Raw genomic sequence first — 24,883 nt, forward strand, 5'->3', positions numbered from 1 at the left:
TGAGCGCCGTGGCCCCCGATCAAGGGGTCACGGCGCTCAGCCGTCAGTCAGTCCGTCGGGCGCGCGTCAGCCGTTGCGCTTCCAGCGCGGCTTGTCGTCGCGGCGGAAGGAGGAGCCGTTGCTGCCGCGGTGGTCGTCACGGCGGCCGTACGGGCGGTCGTGACCGGCCGAGCGGAAGCCCGGGCGGTCGTCGCGGCGGTCGCGGTTGAACGGACGGTCGCTGCCCCGGTGACCGGCGCGGTCGTCGCGGCGGAAGCCACCGCGCTCGTCACGCCGCTCGAAACCGCCACGGGCACCCTGGCCGCCACGGTCGTGGTCCCGGCGCTCGAAACCGCCACGGTCGTCGCGGCGCTCGAAGCCACCCCGGCCACCGCGGTCGTCACGACGGTCGTCGCGGCGGAAGCCACCACGGTCGTCCCGGCGCTCGAAACCGCCACGGTCGTCACGGCGCTCGAAGCCACCCCGGCCACCGCGGTCGTCACGGCGGTCGCGGTCGAACGGGCGGCGGTCGTCACGACGGTCGTCGCGGCGGAAGCCACCACGGTCGTCACGGCGCTCGAAACCGCCCCGGCCACCACGGTCGTTGTCGCGGCGGTCGTCGCGGCGGAAGCCACCACGGTCGTTGTCGCGGCGCTCGAAACCGCCACGGCCACCACGGTCGTTGTCGCGGCGGTCACGGTCGAAGGAACGCTCACGACGCTCGTACGACGACGGCGCCGTACGCTCCTCGCGCTCCGGGCGCTCGGTCTCCCGCGCGATCGGCTGCTCGGGGACGGAGACCTCCGCGGTCGCCGCCTCGACCACGGCCTCGGCCTGGGCCTGGGCCTGGGCCACCGCGGCCTCCGGGTCCTCGCCGCGCTCGCGGGCGACCCGCGCGACCAGCCGGTCGGCCTCGTCACGGAGTTCGGCGGCGCGGCGCTGGGCGCGCTCCAGCTGCTTGGTGAGGTGGGCGACCTCACGCTCGGCCTGCTGGGCGGCGTTCCCGGCGGACTCGGCCTGGACCTCCGTCATCGAACGGGCGCCGGTGATCTCGGCGACCTCCGGGTCGAAGGCGCCCGCGCCCTGGATGATGTGGCGCGCGGCGTCGACGCCCGCGTCCTCCATCAGGCGGAAGATCTGGCGCCGCTGGTGCGGGAGGGAGAGCGAGACGACCGTGCCGGTGCGGCCGGCGCGGGCCGTGCGGCCGGCGCGGTGCAGGTAGTCCTTGTGGTCGCCGGCCGGGTCCACGTTCAGGACGAGGTCGATGCCGTCGACGTGGATGCCGCGCGCGGCGACGTCCGTCGCGACGAGGACGTTGACGTAACCGTCCTTGAAGTCGGCCAGCGTGCGGGTACGCGCGCCCTGGGTCATGCCGCCGTGCAGCGCGTCCGCCTTCACGCCGGCGTCGCGCAGCTGCTCGGCGACGCGGTCGGCGCCCAGCTGGGTGCGGACGAAGATGATCGTGCGGCCCTTGCGGGAGGCGATCGCGGCGGTGACCGGCGCCTTGTCCTTGGGCTTCACGATGAGGATGTGGTGGGACATCGTCGTGACGGCGCCCTGGGCCGCGTCCACCTCGTGGGAGACGGGGTTGTTCAGGTAGCGGTCGACGAGGGTCTGGATCTCGTTCTCCATCGTCGCGGAGAACAGCATGCGCTGGCCGCCCGCCGGGACCTGGTCGAGCAGCTCGGTGACCTCGGGCAGGAAGCCCAGGTCCGACATCTGGTCGGCCTCGTCGAGAACGGTGATCTGCACGTCCTCCAGGGAGCAGGCGCCGCGGTTGATGATGTCGCGCAGACGGCCCGGGGTGGCGACGAGGATGTCGACGCCGCGCTCCAGGGCGTAGATCTGGTTGCCCATCGACGTGCCGCCGCAGACGACCTTCATCTTCAGGCCGACGACGTCGCCGTACGGCTGGAGCGCGTCCGCGACCTGCATCGCGAGCTCGCGGGTCGGGGTCAGGATGACGGCGCGCGGGCGCTTCTTCTCGGTGCGGCCGCCGGCCAGCTGGGCCAGGGTCGGCAGGCCGAAGGAGAGGGTCTTGCCGGAGCCGGTGCGGCCACGGCCGAGGATGTCCTTGCCGGCCAGGGCGTCCGGGATGGTCGCGGCCTGGATCGGGAAGGGGACCGTCACGCCGTTCTGCGCGAGCTTGCGCACGACGCCCTCGGGGAGACCGAGGTCGGCGAAGGTGACCTCGGGGGTCTCCTCCACCGTCTCGACGACCTCCGCGACGACCTCCGCGGCCTCAAGGGCCTCGGCGATCTCGGGCACGACGGAGTGATCAGTACTGGAAATGGACATGCGAATGCGAAACCTTCCGGAGTCTCTCGTCGGCACGCGCCCGTCAACTCCGTGATTCGCATCCGACCGCCTCAATGCGGTCCGCCACGGCAAGGGAGAGTACGCGCCACACGGCGCGCTCTGCAGTGGCGCCGGGCAAATGGGATCAAACGATCTACCACCATACGCACCCTGACCGCCTCAAGGCAAATCGAGTGCTCGGGGGTGGGTGGGGAACAGCCTCATTTGGGGGCCGGTGCCACTCCCCCTGGCGATCACCGCTCACGCCGGCGACCCCGCCTCCGGTGCCGGTTCGCGGTCGAGGAGTTGGGGCTGGGGGTCCTCGTGTGCCGAGGACGACGGTTCCGCCGTGCTCGGCTCCGGGGACGGGGACGCGGGTGGTTCCGGTGACGGCTGCTCATGGGTCGGTTCCGGACCGGCCGGCGTCGGCGGCTCGCCGCTCGGCTGGGGCCCCGCCGGATCCCCGCCCTTGCCGCCCGTGCCCTGGTCGCCGCCCTTGCCGGACTTCGCCCCCGCCGACGGCCCCGCGCTCGCGCCCGCCGCCTGAGAGGCCGAGGGCGACGCCGACGCGCCCTTGCCGTCCTCACCCTTGCCGTGCCCGTGCCGGCCGTCCCAGCCCGCCGCGCCGGGCCCGTACCCGCCCGATCCCGCCTGGCCCCCGTCGGGCGCCTCGCCGCCGGGCCGCCCGGCCGAGTGCGACGGCTTGGCCTGGCCGCCGTCCCCGTCCCCCACGCTCATGCAGCCGGCGGCCGCGGCGACGGCCAGCACAGTGGCGGCCAGGCGGGCGGGTACGTACAAGGGGCGCACGGGAGCCACCTCCGATTGGGGTGCGGGAGTCGCCGTGCCCAACTCCCGCCGCCCGCAAGAGGACACGCGCCGGGGCTCGCGCGCCGGCTATCCGTACCCGAGCGCGTGCAGGCGGGCGTCGTCGATGCCGAAGTGATGGGCGATCTCGTGCACCACGGTCACCTCGGTCTCCTCGACGACCTCCTCCCGCGTCTCGCACATCCGCAGCGTGGGCCCCCGGTAGATGGTGATCCGGTCGGGCAGCACACCGGCGTACCACTCCCCGCGATCCGTCAGCGGAGTCCCCTCGTACAGCCCGAGCAGCTCGGGATCGTCGGCGGGCGGCTCGTCCTCGACGAACACCGCGACGTTGTCCATCAGCCGCGTCAATTCCGGCGGGATCCGGTCCAGCGCCTCGGCGACCAGTCCCTCGAACTCCTCGCGCGTCATCTCCAGCACAGGCCCATTGTCGGGCACGACCCCACCGTACGAAGGGCGCGAACCGGCGTACGACGGCCGTGAAGGCACGGCATATCGACGTACGCACCTGGGCATACGGGACCAATGGTCCGCGTCCGCGCCCCCAGGCTCTTCCCGAATCGGCCCCCGACGTCTCCGAAGCACCGGCCCCCGATCCTCGAACTCGCCCCGCCGGCCCACCCGTGGCGCCGCGCCCTGGGCCTGGTCGTCGTCGTCCTGGTCGGCGCCTGGCTCGGTCTGCTGGTCGTGGGGAACGTGCGCGCCCAGGTCGGCCCGATGAACACGACGATGACCCTGCGTCCCTCCTTCGGCGGCGGCACGAAGATCAATGTCTCGCCGCTGGGCGCGCTGGAACTGGACAGCCATGTCGCCCCCGTCCGCCTGGACGTGAACGTCGACCAGCTCGACCCGGCCCGCTCCCAGGCCCTGGTCGATCACCCCGAACGCCTCTCCGGCCTCCAGGACGAGGTCGCGCGTGATGTCGAGCACGGCACGCGCGACCTGGCGCTGCGCTCCTGCGTGGCCGTCGTCTCCGGCGCCACCGCCCTCGGCCTCGCGGTCTACCGTCGCCCGCGCCGCGCCCTGGCCGCCGGCGGCCTCGCCCTCGCCCTGCTCGCCGCCTCGGGCGCGACGGCGTACGCCACCTGGAACCCCAAGTCGGTCCTGGAGCCGAGGTTCTCGGGCCTGCTCTCCTCCGCGCCCTCCCTCGTCGGCAACGCGCGCAGCATCGTCACGGAGTTCGACGTCTACCAGAAGGAACTGGCGCGCCTGGTGACGAACGTGACCAAGCTCTACGACGTCACGTCCACGCTCCCGGCCTACCAGCCGGACCCCACCACGGTCCGGGTGCTGCACGTGTCCGACATCCACCTCAACCCGGCGAGCTGGAAGATCATCGCCTCGCTGGTGGAGCAGTACCAGGTGAACGTGATCGTCGACTCCGGCGACACGATGGACCACGGCACCGCGGCGGAGAACGGCTTCCTGGACCCGATCGCGGACCTGGGCGCGCCCTACGTCTGGGTGCGCGGCAACCACGACTCGACGGTCACCCAGCGCTATCTGCAGGGGATCAAGAACGTGCGCGTCCTGGACGACGGCCGGGCGGTGACGGTCGCCGGGATCCGCTTCGCGGGGATCGGCGACCCGCAGTTCACCCCGGACCGCTCGACCGCGCCGGGCGGCGGAGCGGCGGAGGAGCTGGCGGGGATGCGGCTGGCGCAGGCGCTGCGGGAGCAGCGGGCGGCCGGCACTCCCGTGGACGTGGCGATCGCCCATGAACCGAGCGCGGCCCGGGGAGTGGACGGTGAGGTGCCGCTGGTGCTCGCCGGTCACCTCCACCACGAGGAGATGGAGGTCATGAAGAAGGGCACCCGGCTGCGGGTGGAGGGGTCGACCGGCGGCAGCGGGCTGCGGGCGGTGGAGGGCGAGTACCCGGACCCGATCCAGGCGTCGATCCTCTACATCGACCGCGACACCCGGCGCCTCCAGGCCTGGGACGAGATCCGGCTCGGGGGTCTGGGCCTGACGACGGCCGAGGTCAGCCGCCACCTTCCGAAGGAGAACCAGCCCGGCGCCACCCCCTCCCCGACCCCACCCCTCACGGGCTCCCCGGCCCCACCGCCGACGGGCTCCCCGGCCCCGCCGCTGTCCCCCGCCCCGGCCCCGTCCACCACCGCCCCGTAATCGTTTTGGCGATACCTCCCGCCATCCCATATGCTTCTCACGTCCCCGACGCGCTGAGAAGCGCCCAGGCGGGCCGATAGCCCTCATCGTCTAGCGGCCTAGGACGCCGCCCTTTCAAGGCGGTAGCACGGGTTCGAATCCCGTTGGGGGCACGCAAGATCGTGTGCGACACTGTTGCACGCACAGCTTGGTCCTGTGGAGCAGTTTGGAGTGCTCGCCACCCTGTCAAGGTGGAGGCCGCGGGTTCAAATCCCGTCAGGACCGCTGAGGTTTCACGTGAAACCTCGTGGCTGGGTAGCTCAGTTGGTACGAGCGTCCGCCTGAAAAGCGGAAGGTCGCCGGTTCGACCCCGGCCCCAGCCACAAGGAAACCCCCGTCGAGAGCATCGGCGGGGGTTTTGTGTTACACGGGTCTCATCCGAGGACACAGGGGGCGGCGATGAGTGACGCGTTGGAGAAGGCACGGGCTCGGTACGGGCTGGCCGCGGTGCTGGGCGGCAATGCGGCCATCGCCGCGGTCGCGCTCTTCGGGGTCTGGCAGCTCGACGGCGACAAGTCCGTGATCGTGGGGGTGCTCACCGCCGCCTTCACCGCCGTGAGCAGCACCACCACCGCCTACCTCGGCATCAAGGCCGTCTCCAACACCGCCAAGTCCATCGCCCTGCGGGACAGCGCCCGGCCGAGCGAGACCGCGCCGGCCCCGGACACCGCCCCCGCTGCTCCTCCCGCCCAGCGCACGCCGTAGCCGTACACCCCCGGCCCCACCGCCGGAGGCAAAAGCGTTCGCGCGGAAATTCGGCGGGATGAGATCCTGGATCGCGTATGTCTACGCATCCCGCCCCCGCCCTCGGCGCCCTCGCCCCCCGCCTGGCCGAGCTGTCCCTGCGCGACGCGCACCGGCTCGGGCGCAGGCTCGAAGGCGCGCGCAAGATCCGCACACCGGAGGCCCGCGCCGCCGTACTCGCCGAGATCGAGGCGGAGGTCGCCAAGGCCGAAGCGCGGATGAGCGAGCGGCGCGCCCTCGTGCCCGCGGTGACCTATCCCGAGCAGCTGCCCGTCAGCCAGAAGAAGGACGACATCGCGGCCGCCATCCGTGATCATCAGGTCGTCATCGTGGCAGGTGAGACCGGCTCCGGAAAGACCACCCAGATCCCCAAGATCTGCATGGAGCTGGGCCGGGGCGTGCGCGGGATGATCGGGCACACGCAGCCCCGCCGTATCGCCGCCCGCACCGTCGCCGAGCGCGTCGCCGAGGAGCTGCGCACGCCGCTCGGGGAGGCCGTCGGCTGGAAGGTGCGGTTCACCGACCAGGTCGACCCGGACGCCACCTTCGTCAAGCTGATGACCGACGGCATCCTGCTCGCCGAGATCCAGACCGACCGCGAGCTGCGCGCCTACGACACGATCATCATCGACGAGGCCCACGAGCGGTCCCTCAACATCGACTTCCTGCTCGGGTATCTGGCGCAGCTGCTGCCCCGGCGGCCCGACCTCAAGGTCGTCATCACCTCGGCCACCATCGATCCCGAGCGGTTCTCCCGGCACTTCGGCGACGCCCCGATCATCGAGGTCAGCGGGCGGACGTACCCGGTGGAGGTGCGCTACCGGCCCCTCCTGGAGGAGGACTCCGACGACGCCGACCGCGACCAGATCACCGCGATCTGCGATGCCGTCGAGGAGCTCCAGGCCGAGGGATCGGGCGACATCCTCGTCTTCCTCTCCGGCGAGCGGGAGATCCGCGACACGGCCGACGCGCTCGTGAAGAAGAACTACCGCTTCACCGAGGTCCTGCCGCTCTACGCCCGGCTCTCCCACGCCGAGCAGCACCGCGTCTTCCAGCCGCACACCGGGCGCAGGATCGTTCTGGCGACCAACGTCGCCGAGACCTCCCTCACCGTCCCGGGCATCAAGTACGTCATCGACCCCGGCTTCGCCCGTATCAGCCGCTACAGCCACCGCACCAAGGTCCAGCGGCTGCCGATCGAACCGATCTCGCAGGCCAGCGCCAACCAGCGCAAGGGCCGTTGCGGTCGTACGAGCGACGGTATCTGCATCCGGCTCTACTCCGAGGACGACTTCCTCACCCGGCCCGAGTTCACCGACGCCGAGATCCTCCGTACGAACCTGGCCTCCGTCATCCTCCAGATGACCGCCGCCGGCCTCGGCGACATCGAGAAGTTCCCCTTCATCGACCCGCCGGACCACCGCAACATCCGCGACGGCGTCCAGCTGCTCCAGGAGCTCGGCGCGCTCGACCCGGAGCAGAAGGACCCGCGCAAGCGGCTCACGCAGACCGGCCGCAAGCTCGCCCAGCTGCCCGTCGACCCGCGCCTGGCCCGTATGGTCCTGGAGGCCGACCGGAACGGCTGTGCCCGCGAGGTCATGGTCATAGCCGCCGCGCTCTCCATCCAGGACCCGCGCGAGCGCCCGGCCGACAAGCAGACCCAGGCCGACCAGCAGCACGCCCGCTTCCGCGACGAGACCAGCGACTTCCTCGCCTTCCTCAATCTGTGGCGGTACGTCCGCGAGCAGCAGAAGGAGCGCGGATCCAGCTCCTTCCGACGGATGTGCAAGCAGGAGTACCTGAACTTCCTGCGCATCCGCGAGTGGCAGGACATCTACACCCAGCTGCGCACGGTCGCCAAGCAGATGGGCATCCACCTCAACGAGCAGGACGCCGACGCCGACCGCATCCACGTCTCCCTGCTCTCCGGTCTGCTCTCGCACATCGGCATGAAGGACGTGAAGGAGTCCAAGGACTCCGGTCCCGGCCAGCGCAAGGAGGGCGGGCGCAACGAGTACCTCGGCGCCCGCAACGCCAAGTTCGCGATCTTCCCCGGCTCGGCGCTCTTCAAGAAGCCGCCGCGGTTCGTGATGTCCGCCGAGCTCGTGGAGACCTCCCGCCTGTGGGCGCGGGTCAACGCGAAGATCGAGCCGGAGTGGGTCGAGCCGCTCGCCGGGCATCTGCTGAAGCGGACGTACAGCGAGCCGCACTGGGAGAAGGACCAGGCGGCCGTGATGGCGTACGAGAAGGTCACGCTGTACGGCGTGCCGATCGTCGCGCAGCGCAAGGTGAACTACGGCCGGATCGACGCGGAGGTCAGCCGCGAACTGTTCATCCGCAACGCGCTCGTCGAGGGCGACTGGCGCACGCACCACAAGTTCTTCGCCGACAACCGCAAGCTGCTGAGCGAGGTCGAGGAACTCGAACACCGCGCCCGGCGCCGGGACATCGTCGTCGACGACGAGACGCTCTTCGACTTCTACGACCAGCGGGTGCCCGAACACGTCGTCTCCGGCGCCCACTTCGACTCCTGGTGGAAGCGGAAGCGGCAGGAGCAGCCCGACTTCCTCGACTTCGAGCGGGCGATGCTCATCCGGGAGTCGGCGGAGGCGGTCACCAAGGCCGACTATCCCGACAACTGGCGCCAGGGCAACCTCAAGTTCCGGGTGACGTACCAGTTCGAGCCAGGCGCGGACGCGGACGGGGTGACCGTCCACATCCCGCTCCAGGTGCTCAACCAGGTCACGGACGAGGGCTTCGACTGGCAGATCCCGGGTCTGCGGGAAGAGCTCGTGACCGAGCTGATCCGCTCCCTGCCGAAGCCGATCCGCCGCAACTACGTGCCGGCGCCGAACTACGCGCGCCGCTTCCTGGACACCGCCGTGCCCCTCCAGGAGCCGCTCACCGTCACCATGGCGCGCGAGCTGAAGCGGATGGTCGGGGTGCCCTTCGAGGCGGAGGACTTCGACTGGGCGAAGGTGCCGGACCACCTCAGGATCACCTTCCGGATCGTCGACGAGCGGCGCCGGAAGCTGGCGGAGGACAAGGACCTCGAAGCGCTGAAGCTGCGGCTGAAGCCGAAGGCCCGGCAGGCGCTGTCGCAGGCCGCCGCGGCGACCGCGTCCCGGGAGGGCGGCCCGTCGCTGGAGCGCAAGGGCCTCACCGACTGGACGATCGGCACGCTCACCCGCGTGTTCGAGACGCGCCGCGCCGGGCAGCCGGTGAAGGCGTATCCGGCGCTGGTCGACGACGGCGACACGGTCTCCGTGCGCCTCTTCGACACGGAGGCGGAGCAGGCCGAGGCGATGTGGAAGGGAACGCGGCGCCTCATTCTGCGCAACATCCCGGTGAACCCCGCGAAGTTCGCGTCCGAGAAGCTGACGAACGCGCAGAAGCTGGCGCTGTCGGCGAATCCGCACGGGTCGATGCAGGCGCTGTTCGACGACTGCGCCATGGCGGCGGCGGACAAGCTGATCGCCGACTTCGGGGGGCCGGCGTGGGACGAGGAGTCGTACCGCAAGCTCTACGACAAGGTGCGGGCGGAGATCGTCGACGCGACCGTGCGGACGGTCGGGCAGGTGCAGCAGGTGCTGGCCGCCTGGCAGGCCTGTGAGCGCCGTCTGAAGGGCGTACGCAGCCCCGCGCTGCTGGCGAACCTCCAGGACGTACGCAAGCAGCTGGACGCCCTGGTGAAGCCCGGGTTCGTCACGGAGGCGGGGCTGCGGCGGCTGCCGGACCTGATGCGGTACCTGATCGCGGCGGACCGGCGGCTGCAGCAGATGGCGACGAACGTGCAGCGGGACACCACGCGCATGGAGAAGGTCCATGAGATGCAGGACGAGTACGCGTGGCTGCTGGAGCAGATGCCTAAGGGGCGGCCCGTGCCGTCCTCCGTCCTGGACATCCGCTGGATGATCGAGGAGCTCCGGGTCAGCTATTTCGCCCATGCGCTGGGCACGGCGTACCCCATCTCCGACAAGCGGATCGTGAAGGCGATCGACGCGGCGGCGCCGTGACGGAACGAGTACGGAGGGTGAGTTCGACCAGGCGGGCTCACCTCCTGTACAGTCTCTTCTCGCAGCGCAACGCAAGAAAAAGCGCCGCGAAACCTGGTCCTGTGGAGCAGTTTGGAGTGCTCGCCACCCTGTCAAGGTGGAGGCCGCGGGTTCAAATCCCGTCAGGACCGCAGTAACGAAGGCCGCGTCTCACCAGAGGCGCGGCCTTCGGCGTACCCGCCCCCACCCAGCTCGCCACCCTGTCAAGGTGGAGGCCGCGCCCGCGGCGCAGCCGCAATCAGACACAGCAAATCCCGTCAGGACCGCAGTAAGAAGGAGCCCGGATCTTCGGATCCGGGCTCTTTTGCATGCCCGACGGCTTCGGTGGGGTGGGCGTACCCCTTCGCGTGTGCCCCCGCGGCTTCGGGTAGGCGGGTTGACGGGAGACTGTCCGCTCGGTACGTCAGAGGGCAGGGGAGGTGGGGTATGGCGGGATCGGGGAGGCATGCGACTCGGGCGCTGTTGCGGGCCCATCTGGCGGCCGCATCCGCGTACGGGCATCTGACGCGACGCTGTGCGGTCTGCCAGCAATTGCAGCGGCTGGCCATGGACGGCCCGCCGGCGGGTACACAGGACGTCGAGGAGACCACACCGGGCGGAAGTCCCTCGACCGCCTGACCGACGCCGGCGCCAACTCCCCCCGGAGCATGGGACGGTGGAGGCCGAGCCTCCACTAGCGCACCCGGACCGGCGGCAACAAGGCCCGTGGCATGTGACGGGAGTCACCGCATAAGTTTCCGTGACCCCGGTTCTTACCAGGCACCTACAACGGGTCAATTTAATATGTGCAATTGCACCACTCTCGGGGGCCTCCCCACAGGAGATCCGACACCCCTCCCCAGACTCCGACAAGGGCGCTCACAGAGCCCCCCGACAGCCCCGCCCCCGGCGCACAAAAAAGATCGCGCCGGACTCGGCGGAGTCCGGCGCGACCTACGACGCACCCTGTCTTGCTGCCTCAGTTGCTCTATCGGCCCGGGCGTGGCGCCTGTTGGGGCAGACACCGCGTCGCTTGGAGCTGAGGTCCCGGGCGCCCCGGCCAGTTGGGGGAACTGCCGTATTGCCCGGTTATGGAGTTGTTAGGCCTCGCTGCGCTGCTGCGGGATGCCCGCGAGCAGAGCGCGGACCTCGGCCTCGCGGTAACGGCGGTGCCCGCCGAGCGTGCGGATCGACGTGAGCTTGCCGGCCTTCGCCCACCGCGTGACCGTCTTGGGGTCTACGCGGAACATCGTGGCGACCTCAGCCGGGGTCAGCAGCGGCTCGGCATCAGGGGTGCGAGCGGTCATGAGCGGCCTCCTCGGGAGAACCGAACCTTCTCGGTTCTTTCCTCTAAATTCTGCACCTTGACCCGCGTTGCCCGAAATGGCGGACGCGAGTCGAGTCGGTTATAGGACGAACGGCTTGTCCTCGGCACTACAACTACACCATCTGTCCAGCCGCGTCGGCCAAACCGATGGAATTGCCCCTCCAGGTGTTCATCAGCCACGGAAGCCGATGGACCATGCCATAGCGGACAGTCACACCCCTGTGACGATCAGTCACAGGGGTGTTCAGGAGTCGCCAGACCCCCCAAAGCGTGCAATGCAATGCTGAGACGGAGCCCTCCCCGGGCTCCTTGTCCTATTTTGGCATGAGGAGTGGCAAGGGATGCAAGGGCCCCGTACGTGCGCTCTGTCACGCTTGACACAAACGCCCGGATCGGGACCTACGTCCCGTCAACTTTCTGAAGTGCGGTAGACCGTACGCGCTTATGCGCCTTCAAGTCCGTGACGTACGTCACCCCTGACGTCACCCCTGGCGCTTCCCCTGGCGCGTCGTCAGTTCGCCGAACGCCGGTCCCGTACCGTCCGCCACCGCTGGGCCAGCCGCGCGTACGCCGCGCCGGCCGCCTCCCCGTCACCGCGCCGCAGCGCCTCGATGCCCTCGGCCACGTCCGCCGCCGAGTGGTCGTCCTCCAGATGCCCGGCGGGCAGGGTGTGCACCAGGCCGCCGTAGTCGAGTTCGACGACCGAACGCGGATGGAACTCCTCCAGCCACCGTCCCACGTCCACCAGGCCGTCGATGATCGGCCCCTCGTCGATCGCGTCCCGCAGCGCCCGCAGGCCCCGCGCCACCCGCCGCCGCGCCTGCACCATCGGCGTGCGGTAGCGCAGCAGCGGCGGCACCTCGCCGGTGCCCTTGTCGTAGCGCCGCTCGGCGTCGGCGACCAGCACGAACCAGTTCACCGGCACCTGCCAGGTCGCGCTGCGGATCCACGGCCGGGCGTCGGGATTGCGGGCCAGCCAGCGCTCGTAGTCCTGCGCGGCCTGGTCGCGCACCAGCGGCGGCAGTACGGCGTCCAGGACCGGCCGGGGCAGCTCCGTATCCAGCGCCCCCAGCGCCTGCCAGCCGCGCAGCCGGGTGCGCCAAGGGCACACGCACAGCACACCCTCCGCCTCCAGCACGAAGGCGTCGCCGCTCTCGTGCACCGGCACCGCGATCGGCGGGGTGGGCAGCAGGTCGGCCAGCGAGCGGCGCAGTTCGTCCTGGTAGGAGGGGCGGTCGGGGCGCCTGGCGTAGCGCTCCCAGTGGTCCCGCTCCGGCTCGGGGAAGGCGGCCAGCGGCTCGTACACGCGCAGATAGGCCGCGTAGGGGACGATCACCGAGGACACCTTGGGCACGCCTGCACCCTCCCCTTTGGGCCGACCGGGAAACCTGCGGGACCCGCCGACAAACGGGCCGCAAAACTATGCGAATCGTCGCACGCCCGTACAGCGCGAGCAGGTGATCCTGAGCACTGCGCGTACGGCGGGCCCACCAGGCTCTACGCTCGTCCCACAGGCCCCGCCACCCCTACGGGGACCTTTGTCCCAACCGCCGCTAGTTACCCAGGAGTCACCACCGTGACCGACGTATCCGACGGCGTCCTGCGCACCCTGTTCCACTCGGACCAGGGCGGTCATGAGCAAGTCGTGCTCTGTCAGGACCGTGCCAGTGGCCTCAAGGCCGTCATCGCCCTCCACTCCACCGCGCTGGGCCCCGCGCTCGGCGGTACGCGCTTCTACCCTTACGCGACCGAGGAGGAGGCCGTCGCCGACGCCCTCAACCTCGCGCGCGGGATGTCGTACAAGAACGCCATGGCCGGCCTGGACCACGGCGGCGGCAAGGCCGTGATCATCGGGGACCCGGAGCGGGACAAGACCGAGGAGCTGCTGCTCGCCTACGGGCGGTTCGTGGCCTCGCTCGGCGGGCGGTACGTCACCGCGTGCGACGTCGGTACGTACGTCGCCGACATGGACGTCGTGGCGCGCGAGTGCCAGTGGACCACCGGCCGCTCCCCCGAGAACGGCGGCGCAGGCGACTCCTCCGTGCTCACCGCCTTCGGCGTCTACCAGGGCATGCGGGCCTCCGCCCAGCACCTGTGGGGCGACCCGTCGCTGCGGGGGCGCAAGGTCGGCATCGCCGGGGTCGGCAAGGTCGGCCACCACCTGGTGGAGCACCTGCGTGACGAGGGCGCCGAGGTCGTGATCACCGATGTGCGCGAGGAGGCCGTGGGCCGCATTCTCGCCGCGCACCCCAGCGGGGTGACGGCCGTCGCCGACACCGCGACCCTGATCCGCGTCGAGGGGCTCGACTTCTACGCCCCCTGCGCGCTGGGCGGTGCCCTGAACGACGACACCGTGCCGGCGCTGACCGCCAAGGTCGTCTGCGGCGCCGCCAACAACCAGCTCGCCCACCCGGGCGTGGAGAAGGACCTCGCCGACCGCGGGATCCTCTACGCGCCGGACTACGTGGTGAACGCCGGCGGGGTCATCCAGGTCGCCGACGAGCTGCACGGCTTCGACTTCGAGCGGTGCAAGGCGAAGGCGGCGAAGATCTACGACACCACGCTCGCCATATTCGCACGTGCGAAGACGGACGGTATCCCGCCGGCCGCGGCGGCCGACCGGATCGCCGAACAGCGGATGCACGAGGCGGCACAGCGGCGCGGATGGTGAGACGTCGGACCCACCGCGGATGGTGAGGTTCCGATAACTCTTCGGGGTGTCTCGTCGGTCCGTTTGGGCGGTACCGCCGGGTGGAAAGTTAGAGAGAACTCTCACTCTTCCCGGCGGGTCGTCCGCCAATAAGTGGTTAAAATCGCCACTGACCAGCGAGGACGGGGCACCTCGAAGGTTCTGCGCACACGCCCTTCCTACGGGCGACGTACCGTATGGGTGCGGGCTCAGGTACCGTGGAAGCCCTACAGACGGTCCCTCTGCGGAGAGACCGTTCTAGATCATGAACGCGTGTCAAGACTCTGGGGCCGTCGAGCCCCGTCGTTGAGGGGGTCGAGCCATGGGGCGCGGCCGGGCCAAGGCCAAGCAAGCGAAGGTCGCCCGCCAGCTGAAGTACAACAGCGGCGGCGGGACTGACCTCTCACGCCTGGCTGAAGAGCTGGGCGCATCGTCGACATCGAATCAGCCGCCGCCTAATGGCGACCGCTTCGAGGACGATGAGCTTGACGACGACCTGTACTCCCGTTACGCCGACCTCTATGAGGACGACGACGAGGAGGACGAGGACGAAGGCTCCTCACAACATCGCCGCGGGGCTTGACCCTGCACTGAGCATCCGCCCGGTCGGTGACTTCGGTCACCGACCGGGTGTTCTGCTGCCTGTGGGGCGATCCCGGCGAACCGGTGACCGCCCCCAGGTGCTCAGTTCGCGTAGTCGCCCACCAGCTCCGCACCCGTGGTGCGGTCGGCACGGTCGGTGATCTCGCCTGCCACCCAGGCGTCCACGCCTCGGTCCGCCAGGGTCGTCAGGGCCACGTCCGTCGACTCCTCGGGGACGATCGCGATCATGCCCACGCCCATGTTGAGGGTCTTCTCCAGCTCCAACCGCTCGACCGAGCCGGTCCTGCCGACGAGGTCGAAGATCGGGGCCGGGGTCCAGGTGGAGCGGTCGACCACCGCGTGCAGCTCGTCGGGGATGACGCGCGCGAGGTTCGCCGCGAGGCCGCCGCCGGTGACGTGGGAGTAGGCGTGGACGTCCGTCGTACGGGTGAGCGCCAGACAGTCCAGCGAGTAGATCTTGGTGGGCTCCAGGAGTTCCTCGCCCAGGGTGCGGCCGAGCTCGTCGATGTGCGCGTCCAGGGCCAGCCCGGCCTGGTTCAGCAGGACGTGCCGGACGAGGGAGTACCCGTTCGAGTGAAGCCCGGAGGCCGCCATGGCGATCACCGTGTCACCCGTACGGATGCGATCAGCGCCGAGCAGCCGGTCGGCCTCCACAACGCCCGTACCGGCACCGGCGACGTCGAAGTCGTCCGGACCCAGCAGGCCGGGGTGTTCGGCCGTCTCACCGCCCACCAGAGCGCAGCCGGCCAGCACACAGCCCTCCGCGATGCCCTTGACGATGGCGGCCACCCGCTCGGGGTGCACCTTGCCGACGCAGATGTAGTCGGTCATGAACAGGGGCTCGGCGCCGCACACCACGATGTCGTCCATGACCATGGCGACCAGGTCGTGGCCGATCGTGTCGTAGACGCCCAGCTGGCGGGCGATGTCGACCTTGGTGCCCACGCCGTCGGTGGCGGAGGCGAGCAGGGGACGCTCGTAGCGCTTGAGGGCGGAGGCGTCGAAGAGGCCGGCGAAGCCGCCGAGGCCGCCGAGGACCTCGGGGCGCTGGGTCTTCTTCACCCACTCCTTCATCAGCTCTACGGCGCGGTCGCCCGCTTCGATGTCGACGCCCGCGGCTGCGTAGCTGGCACCTGTGGTCTCAGAAGACATGGCTGGTGAGAACTTTCGTGTCGTACTGCAGGGCTTACGGGCGACGGATCGCGTCGGCCGCTGCCGTGGCGGCCGGGCCGGCGGCCAGCTCGGTCTCCAGCAGCTGCTTGCCGAGCAGCTCGGGGTCCGGGAGCTCCATCGGGTACTCGCCGTCGAAGCAGGCGCGGCAGAGGTTCGGCTTGGCGATGGTGGTCGCCTCGATCATCCCGTCGAGGGAGATGTACGCCAGGGAGTCGGCGCCGAGGCTGGTGCCGATCTCGTCGATGGTCATGCCGTTGGCGATGAGCTCCGCGCGCGTGGCGAAGTCGATGCCGAAGAAGCAGGGCCACTTCACGGGCGGCGAGGAGATCCGGATGTGGACCTCGGCCGCGCCCGCCTCACGGAGCATGCGGACCAGGGCGCGCTGGGTGTTGCCGCGCACGATCGAGTCGTCGACGACGACCAGGCGCTTGCCCTTGATGACTTCCTTGAGCGGGTTCAGCTTCAGGCGGATGCCGAGCTGACGGATGGTCTGCGAGGGCTGGATGAACGTACGGCCCACGTAGGCGTTCTTCACGAGACCCGCGCCGAACGGGATGCCGCTCGCCTCCGCGTACCCGATGGCCGCCGGGGTGCCGGACTCCGGGGTCGCTATGACCAGGTCGGCCTCGACCGGGGCTTCCTTGGCGAGCTTGCGGCCCATCTCCACCCGGGAGAGGTACACGTTGCGGCCGGCGATGTCGGTGTCGGGGCGGGCCAGGTACACGTACTCGAAGACGCAGCCCTTGGGCTTCGCTTCCGCGAATCGGGACGTCCGCAGACCGTTCTCGTCGATCGCGACGAACTCGCCCGGCTCGATCTCGCGGACGAAGCTGGCGCCGCAGATGTCTAGGGCGGCGGACTCCGAGGCGACCACCCAGCCGCGCTCCAGGCGGCCGAGGACCAGCGGGCGGATGCCCTGCGGGTCGCGGGCGGCGTAGAGCGTGTGCTCGTCCATGAAGACGAGGGAGAAGGCGCCGCGCACCTGCGGGAGGACCGTGTGGGCGGCCTCCTCGATGGTCAGCGGCTTGCCGTCGGCGTCCTCCTGGGCGGCGAGCAGCGCCGTGAGGAGGTCGGTGTCGTTGGTGGCCGCCACCCGGGGGGTGCGGCCGCCTTCCTTCTTCGGCAGGTCGGCGACCATCTCGGCGAGCTGCGCCGTGTTGACCAGGTTGCCGTTGTGGCCGAGCGCGATCGAGCCGTGCGCGGTGGCGCGGAACGTCGGCTGGGCGTTCTCCCACACGGAGGCGCCGGTGGTCGAGTAGCGGGCGTGTCCGACCGCGATATGACCCTGGAGCGAACCGAGCGAGGTCTCGTCGAAGACCTGGGAGACGAGGCCCATGTCCTTGAAGACGAGGATCTGGGAGCCGTTGCTGACCGCGATTCCCGCGGATTCCTGGCCCCGATGCTGGAGGGCGTAGAGCCCGAAGTACGTGAGCTTGGCGACCTCTTCGCCGGGAGCCCAGACACCGAAGACGCCGCAAGCGTCCTGGGGGCCCTTCTCGCCGGGGAGCAGATCGTGATTGAGGAGACCGTCACCACGTGGCACGCCATCGAGTGTAGGCGAGGTCGCCCACTGGTCCGAATTGGGGATACCCGCCAGTAAAGGATCTTGTTTGCGTTTTCCCTGGTCAGCGCGGTGCGGAGGGTGCGGGGCCGGTCTGCCGACGGTGGCTGAGTGAGGTGTCGCACATCCTTCGGGCTCAACCGAGCAGCGGAAGCAGCCCGCCGAGGTCCGCGCGCTCGCCGCTCGCGCTGACTTTGGCGTCGGCGAGGGCGTCCACCCAGGTCAGCCGACCGGTGGCCAGGCGGATCCAGGTCAGCGGGTCGGTCTCGACGACGTTCGGCGGGGTGCCGCGGGTGTGCCGCGGGCCCTCGACGCACTGCACCACCGCGTACGGCGGAACGCGCACCTCCGTCGCCCCGCCGGGGGCCTTCGCGGCGAGGGCGTCGGCGAGGAGGCGGGTGCAGGTGGCGAGGGCCTGGCGGTCGTAGGGGATGTCGAGGCCGGGCACGGCGGCGTTCAGGTCGTCGGTGTGGGTGATGAGTTCGACGGTGCGGGTGACCAGGTAGTCGTCGAGGACCATCGCGCCGGTGCGGGCGGCGAGGAGGCGGGTACCGGGGGCGTGCGCCAGGCGTTCGCGGATGCGGGTGTCCGTGTGCGCGTAGAGGGCTTCCAGGTCGGGGTTCTCCTCGGCGAGGCGGCGGGTGCCTTCCGCGATGTCCGCTGCGCGGGCGGCCGTGGCCGAGGGCCAGTCGAGGAGCGTGAGGTCGGGTTTGGGGGGCTCTTCGCGGTCGATGTTGCGGCTGACCGACTCCATCGCCATCGCCACGTGGGCGAGCAGGTCGCGGACGGTCCAGTCGGCGAGGCGGGTGGGGTGGGTGAGGTGCTCGGGGGTGAGCTTGGGGAGCGCCTCGTGGATGTGGGTGAACTGGGTGAGGACGGCTGTGCGGGTTTTGGTGGGGTCGTAGGTGCGGCGCTTTTTGGTGGGCGGCATGGTGAGGGGCTCCGGGGTGGCTGGTGCGGTCTTGTGGGTGCGGGTGCGCTGTGGCTGGTCGCGCAGTTCCCCGCGCCCCTTTCGACTCGCCCCTGCGGGGCTTTGTCGCTTCCTCAGGGGGTCGGCCTGGTCGCGTAGTCCCTCAAGCCGTTTTCGATCAGCGCGAAAGCCTGTCTGGCTCGCTCCGGGGCGTCCGCTGCCACCCTGTCCGCAGGCTCGCCCTCGCCGATGCGGCGGTGGTGTTCCTCGATGAGGGAGTTGCGGGCGGCGCTCAGCGTGGCGGCGGCGATCGTGGCGAGCATCGGGTCGCCGGTCTCCTCGGCGAGGAGGGCGGCGAGGTCGCGGGTGCCCTTCTGGGCGGCGATGAAGGCACGCTCCATCAGCACCGGCGTCTCGGCGACGAGTTGGCGCACCTGGCGGGCGAACGGCTCGGCGTGCAGGCCGACCGCCGGGTCGCGCGCCTCGACGAGCTCCAGGAACTGCCGGCGCACGGCGGCCACGGCCGACTCACCCGGCTGCCGCTCGCGCACCGCGCGGGCCGCGTCGCCGAAGTGCTCCTCCACGGGCAGGAAGACCAGGTCCTCCTTGGTGCCGAAGTAGTTGAAGACGGTCATCTTGGAGACCTCGGCGGCATCGGCGATCTCCTGCACGGAGACGTTGTCGAAGCCCTTCTCGCTGAACAGCGCCACCGCGGTCCGGAAGATCCGCATCGCGGTCTGCTGCTTCTTGCGCTCGCGCAGTCCCATCGCGTTGGCCATGCCACCCACTGTACCAAGATGAATCTTTTGCCTGGATGAAAGATTGACTCGGTACACGAATCAGGGCATGGTGGTGCCATGACCGAAACCCAGCGCAAGATCGGCTTCATCGTCTGTCTCGTCACGATCGTCCTGGCCGTCCTGGACATGCAGATCGTGTCCGCGGCCACCGTCCCGATCGTCCGGGACCTGGATCCGGCCCATGGCATCGACAAGATCCCCTGGCTGGTCAGCGCCTTCGCTCTGGCGTCGGCGGCCGTCCTCCCGCTCTACGGCAAGCTCTGCGACACCGTCGGCGCCAAGCGCGTCTTCCTCGGTGCCGTCGGCGCCTTCCTGGTCGGCTCGGCGCTGTGCGGGGCCGCCCAGTCCATCGGCCAGCTCATCGCCGCCCGGGCCGTCCAGGGCATCGGCGCCGGCGGTCTGATGAGCGTCACCATGGTGGTGCTCGCCCAGCTCAAGGGACCCCAGGAGGACAAGGGCAGGGGCGCGGGCACCGGCGGGATCGTCGCCGGCGGCGGTATGGCCCTCGGCCCCTGGCTCGGCGGCGTGCTCTGCGACCACGCGAACTGGCGCTGGATCTTCTACGTCAACCTGCCGCTCGGCATCGCCGTCATCGCCCTCGGCGCGCTCGTGCTGAAGCTGCCCCGGCAGACCGAGCGCCGGCCGATCGACTTCCTCGGCGCGGGCCTCGCCGCGGCCTTCTCCGCCGCGCTGCTGCTGGTCACCGAGTGGGGCGGCAAGGAGTACGCCTGGACGTCCCCGCAGATCACCGGCCTCGCCGTGCTCTGCGCCGCGACCCTGGGTCTGTTCCTGTGGCGCCAGAGCACGGCCGCCGAGTCGATCCTGCCACTGTCGATGTTCCGGGTGCGCGAGCTGCGGCTCGGCTTCGCCGTCCAGGGCCTGATGGGCGCGTCCATGATGTGCGCGATGTACTACGTCCTGCTCTACCTCCAGGTCGTACGCGGCATGAGCAGCTCCTCGGCCGGCCTGTACCTGATCCCCATGGCGATCGGCATGACCGTCGTCGGCATCGTCTCCGGCAAGCTCACCGAGCGCGGCTGGTCCGAGCGGACGTTCGTGATCAGCGGTGCCGCCGTCAGCATGACCGCCTTCCTGCTGTTCGCCACCACCGGCACCGGCACGTCCCTGTGGCTGCTGCGCGCCGAACTCCTCCTCGTCGGCATCGGCTTCGGCCAGCTCCTCGGCCAGCTCATCCAGGTCGTCCAGGACGCGGCCCCGCGCCACCAGCTCGGCGTCGCCACGACCGCCGTCCGCTTCTTCCAGACCCTCGGCACGGCCCTCGGCGCCGCCCTCTTCGGCACCCTCCTGACGAGGCTCTACGACGGCCCCGGCGACGTCGGCTCCCTCGCCTCGCTGCGGGGCGCGGCGCACACGTCCGGCATCGAGGCGTACGTCTCCGCCATGGACCTGCTGTTCGTGTGCGGGGCCGGCGTGATGGCGCTGTGCGTCCTGCTGGCCCTGCGTCTGCCGAAGCCCCGGCGCGCGGAGGCGGAACCGGTGCTGGAGCCGGTGGGCGTGTGACGCCCCCGGGCACGCGAAGGCCCCGCCCGTAGGGAGAACGGGCGGGGCCTTCGTCGTACCGCTGGAGGACGCTTACGCCAGCAGCGCCGGGATCGTCTCCTCGTGGGCCGTGCGCAGCTCGTCCAGGGTGAGCGCGAACTCGCCCTGGATCTCCACGGCGTCACCGTCCACGACACCGATGCGCGTGACGGGCAGACCCCGCGCGCCGCACATGTCGTTGAAGCGGACCTCCTCCGAGCGCGGGACGGCGACGACCGCACGGCCCGCCGACTCCGAGAAGAGGAAGGTGAACGCGTCGAGCCCGTCCGGTACGACCAGACGCGCGCCCTTGCCGCCGAGCAGCGCCGACTCGACGACCGCCTGGATCAGACCGCCGTCGGACAGGTCGTGCGCGGAGTCGATCATGCCGTCGCGGGAGGCCGAGATCAGGATCTCCGCGAGGAGGCGCTCGCGCTCCAGGTCGACCTTCGGGGGCAGACCGCCCAGGTGGTCGTGGACGACCTGCGACCAGGCCGAACCGCCGAACTCCTCACGGGTGTCGCCGAGGAGGTACAGCAGCTGGCCCTCCTCCTGGAAGGCGACCGGCGTGCGGCGGGCCACGTCGTCGATCACGCCGAGGACGGCGACGACCGGCGTCGGGTGGATGGCCACCTCGCCCGTCTGGTTGTAGAGCGAGACGTTGCCGCCGGTGACCGGGGTGCCCAACTGCTGGCAGCCGTCGGCCAGTCCACGGATGGCCTCGGCGAACTGCCACATGACGGCCGGGTCCTCGGGCGAGCCGAAGTTCAGGCAGTCCGACACGGCGAGCGGCTTGGCACCGGTGGTGGCGACGTTGCGGTACGCCTCCGCGAGCGCCAACTGCGCGCCCGTGTACGGGTCGAGCTTCGCGTACCGGCCGTTGCCGTCGGTCGCGATGGCGACGCCGAGCCCGGTCTCCTCGTCGATGCGGATCATGCCCGAGTCCTCGGGCTGGGCCAGCACCGTGTTGCCCTGCACGAAGTGGTCGTACTGAGACGTGATCCACTTCTTGGACGCCTGGTTCGGGGACGACACCAGCTTCAGGACCTGCTGCTTCAGCTCGTCCGAAGTCGTGGGCCGGGGCAGCTTGTTCGCGTCGTCCGCCTGAAGGGCGTCCTGCCACTCCGGACGGGCGTACGGCCGCTCGTAGACCGGGCCGTCGTGCGCGACCGTGCGCGGGTCGACGTCGACGATCTTGCCGCCGTGCCAGTAGATCTCCAGGCGGTCGCCGTCGGTCACCTCACCGATGACCGTGGCGATGACGTCCCACTTGTCGCAGATCTCCAGGAACCGCTCGACCTTCTCCGGCTCCACGACCGCGCACATGCGCTCCTGCGACTCGCTCATGAGGATCTCCTCGGGCGAGAGCGTGGAGTCGCGCAGGGGGACGTCGTCCAGCGTCACGCGCATGCCGCCGGAGCCGTTCGAGGCCAGCTCCGAAGTGGCGCAGGACAGGCCGGCCGCGCCGAGGTCCTGGATGCCGACGACCAGCTTCTCCTTGAAGGCCTCCAGGGTGCACTCGATGAGGAGCTTCTCCTGGAAGGGGTCGCCGACCTGGACGGCCGGGCGCTTGGAGGGCTTGGCGTCGTCGAAGGTCTCGGAGGCGAGGATGGACGCGCCGCCGATGCCGTCGCCGCCGGTTCGGGCCCCGTAGAGGATGACCTTGTTGCCGGCGCCGGACGCCTTGGCGAGGTGGATGTCCTCGTGCCGCATGACGCCGATGGCACCGGCGTTGACCAGCGGGTTGCCCTGGTAGCAGGAGTCGAAGACGACCTCACCGCCGATGTTGGGCAGGCCGAGGCAGTTGCCGTAGCCGCCGATGCCGGCGACGACACCCGGCAGGACGCGCTTGGTGTCGGGGTGGTCGGCGGCGCCGAAGCGCAGCGGGTCGACGACGGCGACCGGGCGGGCGCCCATGGCGATGATGTCGCGGACGATGCCGCCCACACCCGTGGCCGCGCCCTGGTAGGGCTCGACGTAGGAGGGGTGGTTGTGCGACTCGACCTTGAAGGTCACGGCGTAGCCCTGGCCGACGTCCACCACGCCCGCGTTCTCGCCGATGCCGACGAGCAGCGCGTCGCTCTGCGGGGCCTTCTCGCCGAACTGGCGGAGGTGGACCTTGGAGGACTTGTAGGAGCAGTGCTCGGACCACATGACGGAGTACATGGCGAGCTCGGCACCGGTGGGCCGGCGGCCGAGGATCTCCACGACCCGCTCGTACTCGTCCTTCTTCAGGCCGAGTTCGGCCCAGGGCAGCTCGACGTCGGGGGTCGCGGCCGCGTGCTCGACCGTGTCCAGAGGCGTCCGGCTCATGCGTTGACCAGCTTCTTGAGGATCGAGGTGAAGAAGGGGAGGCCGTCGGTGCGGCCAGAGCCGATGAGCGGCTCGACGGCGTGCTCCGGGTGCGGCATGAGGCCTACGACGTTCCCGGCCTCGTTGGTGATGCCGGCGATGTCGTTGAGCGAGCCGTTCGGGTTGAAGTCGAGGTACCGGAACGCGACCCGGCCCTCCGCCTCCAGCTTGTCCAGCGTGTACTGGTCGGCGACGTACCGGCCGTCCATGTTCTTCAGCGGGATGTGGATCTCCTGGCCCTGCTCGTAGTCGGCGGTCCAGGCGGTGTCCGCGTTCTCCACCCGCAGCTTCTGGTCGCGGCAGATGAAGTGGAGGTGGTCGTTGCCGAGCATCCCGCCCGGGAGGAGGTGGGCCTCGGTGAGGATCTGGAAGCCGTTGCAGATGCCGAGGACCGGCATGCCCGCCTTCGCCTGCTCGATGACGGTCTCCATCACCGGCGAGAAACGGGAGATGGCCCCGGCCCGCAGATAGTCGCCGTAGGAGAAACCACCGGGGAGGACGACCGCGTCGACCTGGTGGAGGTCCTTGTCCTTGTGCCAGAGGGCGACCGGCTCGGCGCCCGCGAGGCGGATCGCACGCTGGGTGTCCCGGTCGTCGAGGCTGCCCGGGAAAGTGACGACGCCAATACGAGCGGTCACTTCGCGGCCTCCGCGACTTCCTCGACCTTCACCGTGAAGTCCTCGATCACCGTGTTGGCGAGGAAGGATTCCGCAAGATCGTGGATGCGGGCGAGCGCGGCCTCGTCGACCGGCCCGTCAACTTCGAGTTCGAATCGCTTTCCCTGACGTACGTCGGAGATCCCTTCGAAACCCAGCCGCGGCAGTGCACGCTGCACCGCCTGGCCCTGGGGGTCGAGGATCTCCGGCTTGAGCATGACGTCGACTACGACGCGTGCCACTGGCACTCCCGGTGGTGTGGTGCTGAGCAGGTTCCTTCAGACTACCCGCACAAAATTTCTACGCGCGTCGACTTGTAGGAAACTACATGACCCACGTCACGATCCGGCATCCGGGGGCCCCGTGACCAAAATTTCCGGGAAAGATCCCCAGATCGACACCCGAAACCTATTGCGTTCGGACACGCGGAAGGATTTAGTCAGGCTTCACATTGCATTGCTGGGCACTGTACAAATGAATTGGCAAGTGCCGCATGAAGGGACCGATATTCGTGGCGCAGAAGGTCGTGGTCACTCTCTTTGACGACATCGACGGCTCGGAAGCGGCGGAAACGATCGCCTTCGGACTGGACGGCAAGTCGTACGAGATCGACCTCAATGAAGCCAATGCCAAGAAACTGCGTAAGGCGCTCGAGCCCTACGTGGAGGCCGGCCGCAAGCGGTCGAGGTCCGGAAAGGCGTTCAAGCAGACGGAGGTGGCTCCCGACCCGGCGGCCGTGCGGGCCTGGGCCCAGGCCAACAAGATGGACGTGCCCGCGCGCGGCCGGATCCCCAAGAAGGTCTACGAGGCGTTCACCGCGGCCCAGTGACCCCCGCCTCCGGCGGCTCACCCGCCCCTCGGGACAACCGACTTGCGCTGCACCCCTCCCGATCAGCTAGAGTCTGGAACACGCCGAGGGGCGAGGCCGAAAGGCCCAGCTCACGAAGGCCGTGCGGGTGTAGTTCAGTAGCAGAACATCCCCCTTCCAGGGGGAAGGCGCAGTGTGCGATTCCTGTCACCCGCTCTGCATCGCCGTCACGACCACTGTTGTGGATCAGGTAGGCTGGTGCACGCACCGATCGGTGAGAGCCGGTCGGAGGCAATGCGGACGTAGCTCAGTTGGTAGAGCGCAACCTTGCCAAGGTTGAGGTCGCGAGTTCGAGCCTCGTCGTCCGCTCGGGAATGAGACCCCGGTCCACTGGACCGGGGTCTTTTCGTGTCCCCGAC

Annotated in this window: 20 protein-coding genes and 6 tRNA genes; 14 read left to right on the forward strand and 12 right to left on the reverse strand. The window is 70.0% G+C overall.

All coding sequences use genetic code 11. The features are described from left to right. Positions 1 to 66 precede the first annotated feature (66 nt). From ACZ5NW_RS13075 to ACZ5NW_RS13085, 3 genes are all read right to left on the reverse strand, one after another. Positions 67 to 2,277, reverse strand: coding sequence for a DEAD/DEAH box helicase (locus ACZ5NW_RS13075; protein WP_468743904.1), 2,211 nt, complete (start codon positions 2,275 to 2,277; stop codon positions 67 to 69). A 261-nt stretch (positions 2,278 to 2,538) separates the two neighbouring features. After that, positions 2,539 to 3,084 (reverse strand): hypothetical protein, encoded by a 546-nt coding sequence (locus tag ACZ5NW_RS13080; protein WP_468743905.1) that lies wholly within the window; start codon positions 3,082 to 3,084, stop codon positions 2,539 to 2,541. 87 nt (positions 3,085 to 3,171) lie between these two features. Further along, a complete protein-coding gene (locus ACZ5NW_RS13085) occupies positions 3,172 to 3,522 on the reverse strand; it encodes a metallopeptidase family protein (RefSeq protein WP_468744475.1) in 351 nt (116 codons plus the stop codon). A 105-nt stretch (positions 3,523 to 3,627) separates the two neighbouring features. Between ACZ5NW_RS13085 and ACZ5NW_RS13090 the strand changes: the two genes are divergently transcribed. The 8 genes from ACZ5NW_RS13090 (at position 3,628) to ACZ5NW_RS13125 (ending at position 10,685) form a co-directional block, all read left to right on the forward strand. Further along, complete coding sequence (locus tag ACZ5NW_RS13090; RefSeq protein WP_468743906.1) at positions 3,628 to 5,229, forward strand: metallophosphoesterase family protein; 1,602 nt, start codon at positions 3,628 to 3,630, stop codon at positions 5,227 to 5,229. A 79-nt stretch (positions 5,230 to 5,308) separates the two neighbouring features. Further along, a tRNA-Glu gene (locus tag ACZ5NW_RS13095) sits at positions 5,309 to 5,381 on the forward strand. Positions 5,382 to 5,418: 37 nt separating this feature from the next. Beyond that, positions 5,419 to 5,493: transfer RNA gene (locus ACZ5NW_RS13100), tRNA-Asp, on the forward strand. A gap of 24 nt (positions 5,494 to 5,517) precedes the next feature. Then, a tRNA-Phe gene (locus ACZ5NW_RS13105) sits at positions 5,518 to 5,591 on the forward strand. Between the two features lie 76 nt (positions 5,592 to 5,667). Continuing rightward, entirely contained in the window at positions 5,668 to 5,973 is a 306-nt protein-coding gene (locus ACZ5NW_RS13110) for a hypothetical protein (protein WP_468743907.1), read from the forward strand. Positions 5,974 to 6,050: 77 nt separating this feature from the next. Further along, positions 6,051 to 10,028 (forward strand): ATP-dependent RNA helicase HrpA, encoded by a 3,978-nt coding sequence (gene hrpA, locus ACZ5NW_RS13115; RefSeq protein ID WP_468743908.1) that lies wholly within the window; start codon positions 6,051 to 6,053, stop codon positions 10,026 to 10,028. A 95-nt stretch (positions 10,029 to 10,123) separates the two neighbouring features. Beyond that, positions 10,124 to 10,198: transfer RNA gene (locus ACZ5NW_RS13120), tRNA-Asp, on the forward strand. A 295-nt stretch (positions 10,199 to 10,493) separates the two neighbouring features. Continuing rightward, the gene (locus tag ACZ5NW_RS13125; RefSeq protein WP_468743909.1) at positions 10,494 to 10,685 is read left to right on the forward strand and encodes a DUF6274 family protein; all 192 of its coding nucleotides are present in this window, start codon (positions 10,494 to 10,496) and stop codon (positions 10,683 to 10,685) included. A gap of 461 nt (positions 10,686 to 11,146) precedes the next feature. Here ACZ5NW_RS13125 and bldC read toward each other — a convergent pair whose 3' ends face one another. Together bldC and ACZ5NW_RS13135 are read right to left on the reverse strand one after the other, a co-directional pair. Next, positions 11,147 to 11,353, reverse strand: a complete 207-nt coding sequence (gene bldC / locus ACZ5NW_RS13130; protein ID WP_003949541.1) for a developmental transcriptional regulator BldC — start codon at positions 11,351 to 11,353, stop codon at positions 11,147 to 11,149. A 531-nt stretch (positions 11,354 to 11,884) separates the two neighbouring features. Next, a complete protein-coding gene (locus tag ACZ5NW_RS13135; RefSeq protein WP_468743910.1) occupies positions 11,885 to 12,727 on the reverse strand; it encodes a DUF8083 family protein in 843 nt (280 codons plus the stop codon). Positions 12,728 to 12,949: 222 nt separating this feature from the next. Between ACZ5NW_RS13135 and ACZ5NW_RS13140 the strand changes: the two genes are divergently transcribed. Both ACZ5NW_RS13140 and ACZ5NW_RS13145 read left to right on the forward strand, forming a co-directional pair. Then, positions 12,950 to 14,044, forward strand: a complete 1,095-nt coding sequence (locus tag ACZ5NW_RS13140; protein WP_468743911.1) for a Leu/Phe/Val dehydrogenase — start codon at positions 12,950 to 12,952, stop codon at positions 14,042 to 14,044. Positions 14,045 to 14,384: 340 nt separating this feature from the next. Further along, positions 14,385 to 14,645, forward strand: a complete 261-nt coding sequence (locus ACZ5NW_RS13145; protein WP_468743912.1) for a DUF3073 domain-containing protein — start codon at positions 14,385 to 14,387, stop codon at positions 14,643 to 14,645. A gap of 101 nt (positions 14,646 to 14,746) precedes the next feature. Here ACZ5NW_RS13145 and purM read toward each other — a convergent pair whose 3' ends face one another. The 4 genes from purM to ACZ5NW_RS13165 all read right to left on the reverse strand — a co-directional run bounded on the left by purM (position 14,747) and on the right by ACZ5NW_RS13165 (position 19,088). Next, positions 14,747 to 15,817, reverse strand: a complete 1,071-nt coding sequence (gene purM / locus ACZ5NW_RS13150) for a phosphoribosylformylglycinamidine cyclo-ligase (RefSeq protein WP_468743913.1) — start codon at positions 15,815 to 15,817, stop codon at positions 14,747 to 14,749. Between the two features lie 34 nt (positions 15,818 to 15,851). Beyond that, positions 15,852 to 17,381, reverse strand: coding sequence for an amidophosphoribosyltransferase (purF, locus tag ACZ5NW_RS13155; protein WP_468743914.1), 1,530 nt, complete (start codon positions 17,379 to 17,381; stop codon positions 15,852 to 15,854). 154 nt (positions 17,382 to 17,535) lie between these two features. Further along, positions 17,536 to 18,330, reverse strand: a complete 795-nt coding sequence (locus ACZ5NW_RS13160; protein WP_468743915.1) for a maleylpyruvate isomerase family mycothiol-dependent enzyme — start codon at positions 18,328 to 18,330, stop codon at positions 17,536 to 17,538. Between the two features lie 113 nt (positions 18,331 to 18,443). Next, the gene (locus tag ACZ5NW_RS13165) at positions 18,444 to 19,088 is read right to left on the reverse strand and encodes a TetR/AcrR family transcriptional regulator (protein ID WP_468743916.1); all 645 of its coding nucleotides are present in this window, start codon (positions 19,086 to 19,088) and stop codon (positions 18,444 to 18,446) included. A gap of 78 nt (positions 19,089 to 19,166) precedes the next feature. Between ACZ5NW_RS13165 and ACZ5NW_RS13170 the strand changes: the two genes are divergently transcribed. Next, positions 19,167 to 20,630, forward strand: coding sequence for an MFS transporter (locus ACZ5NW_RS13170; RefSeq protein ID WP_468743917.1), 1,464 nt, complete (start codon positions 19,167 to 19,169; stop codon positions 20,628 to 20,630). Positions 20,631 to 20,702: 72 nt separating this feature from the next. Here the strand turns inward: ACZ5NW_RS13170 and purL are convergent, their stop codons facing one another. From purL to purS, 3 genes are read right to left on the reverse strand one after another with little or no spacing between them, the layout of a single operon-like run. Next, positions 20,703 to 22,961, reverse strand: coding sequence for a phosphoribosylformylglycinamidine synthase subunit PurL (gene purL / locus ACZ5NW_RS13175; RefSeq protein WP_468743918.1), 2,259 nt, complete (start codon positions 22,959 to 22,961; stop codon positions 20,703 to 20,705). Further along, positions 22,958 to 23,638, reverse strand: coding sequence for a phosphoribosylformylglycinamidine synthase subunit PurQ (gene purQ, locus ACZ5NW_RS13180; RefSeq protein WP_468743919.1), 681 nt, complete (start codon positions 23,636 to 23,638; stop codon positions 22,958 to 22,960). The genes purL and purQ overlap by 4 nt, the downstream gene beginning before the upstream one ends. Further along, positions 23,635 to 23,898: a phosphoribosylformylglycinamidine synthase subunit PurS gene (gene purS / locus ACZ5NW_RS13185; RefSeq protein ID WP_015659417.1), complete on the reverse strand. Its 264-nt coding sequence runs from the start codon at positions 23,896 to 23,898 to the stop codon at positions 23,635 to 23,637. Before purS ends, purQ begins: the two co-directional genes overlap by 4 nt. Positions 23,899 to 24,167: 269 nt before the next feature. Here purS and ACZ5NW_RS13190 point away from each other — a divergent pair, with 269 nt between their 5' ends. The 3 genes from ACZ5NW_RS13190 to ACZ5NW_RS13200 all read left to right on the forward strand — a co-directional run bounded on the left by ACZ5NW_RS13190 (position 24,168) and on the right by ACZ5NW_RS13200 (position 24,833). After that, on the forward strand, positions 24,168 to 24,485 hold the full coding sequence (locus ACZ5NW_RS13190; protein ID WP_468743920.1) for a histone-like nucleoid-structuring protein Lsr2: 318 nt from the start codon (positions 24,168 to 24,170) through the stop codon (positions 24,483 to 24,485). Positions 24,486 to 24,608: 123 nt separating this feature from the next. Continuing rightward, positions 24,609 to 24,680, forward strand: a tRNA-Gly gene (locus ACZ5NW_RS13195). A gap of 80 nt (positions 24,681 to 24,760) precedes the next feature. Further along, positions 24,761 to 24,833 (forward strand) — tRNA-Gly (locus tag ACZ5NW_RS13200). Positions 24,834 to 24,883: the final 50 nt, after the last annotated feature.

It is taken from the genome of Streptomyces sp. NPDC032126, assembly GCF_055580085.1.

Bases quoted from the DNA above. Each gene is read 5' to 3' on its own strand.
- ACZ5NW_RS13075 (WP_468743904.1), bottom strand. From the start codon at position 2,277: ATGTCCATTTCCAGTACTGATCACTCCGTCGTGCCCGAGATCGCCGAG.
- ACZ5NW_RS13090 (WP_468743906.1), top strand. From the start codon at position 3,628: ATGGTCCGCGTCCGCGCCCCCAGGCTCTTCCCGAATCGGCCCCCGACG.
- ACZ5NW_RS13110 (WP_468743907.1), top strand. From the start codon at position 5,668: ATGAGTGACGCGTTGGAGAAGGCACGGGCTCGGTACGGGCTGGCCGCG.
- hrpA (WP_468743908.1), top strand. From the start codon at position 6,051: ATGTCTACGCATCCCGCCCCCGCCCTCGGCGCCCTCGCCCCCCGCCTG.
- ACZ5NW_RS13125 (WP_468743909.1), top strand. From the start codon at position 10,494: ATGGCGGGATCGGGGAGGCATGCGACTCGGGCGCTGTTGCGGGCCCAT.
- bldC (WP_003949541.1), bottom strand. From the start codon at position 11,353: ATGACCGCTCGCACCCCTGATGCCGAGCCGCTGCTGACCCCGGCTGAG.
- ACZ5NW_RS13145 (WP_468743912.1), top strand. From the start codon at position 14,385: ATGGGGCGCGGCCGGGCCAAGGCCAAGCAAGCGAAGGTCGCCCGCCAG.
- purM (WP_468743913.1), bottom strand. From the start codon at position 15,817: ATGTCTTCTGAGACCACAGGTGCCAGCTACGCAGCCGCGGGCGTCGAC.
- ACZ5NW_RS13160 (WP_468743915.1), bottom strand. From the start codon at position 18,330: ATGCCGCCCACCAAAAAGCGCCGCACCTACGACCCCACCAAAACCCGC.
- ACZ5NW_RS13165 (WP_468743916.1), bottom strand. From the start codon at position 19,088: ATGGCCAACGCGATGGGACTGCGCGAGCGCAAGAAGCAGCAGACCGCG.
- ACZ5NW_RS13170 (WP_468743917.1), top strand. From the start codon at position 19,167: ATGACCGAAACCCAGCGCAAGATCGGCTTCATCGTCTGTCTCGTCACG.
- purL (WP_468743918.1), bottom strand. From the start codon at position 22,961: ATGAGCCGGACGCCTCTGGACACGGTCGAGCACGCGGCCGCGACCCCC.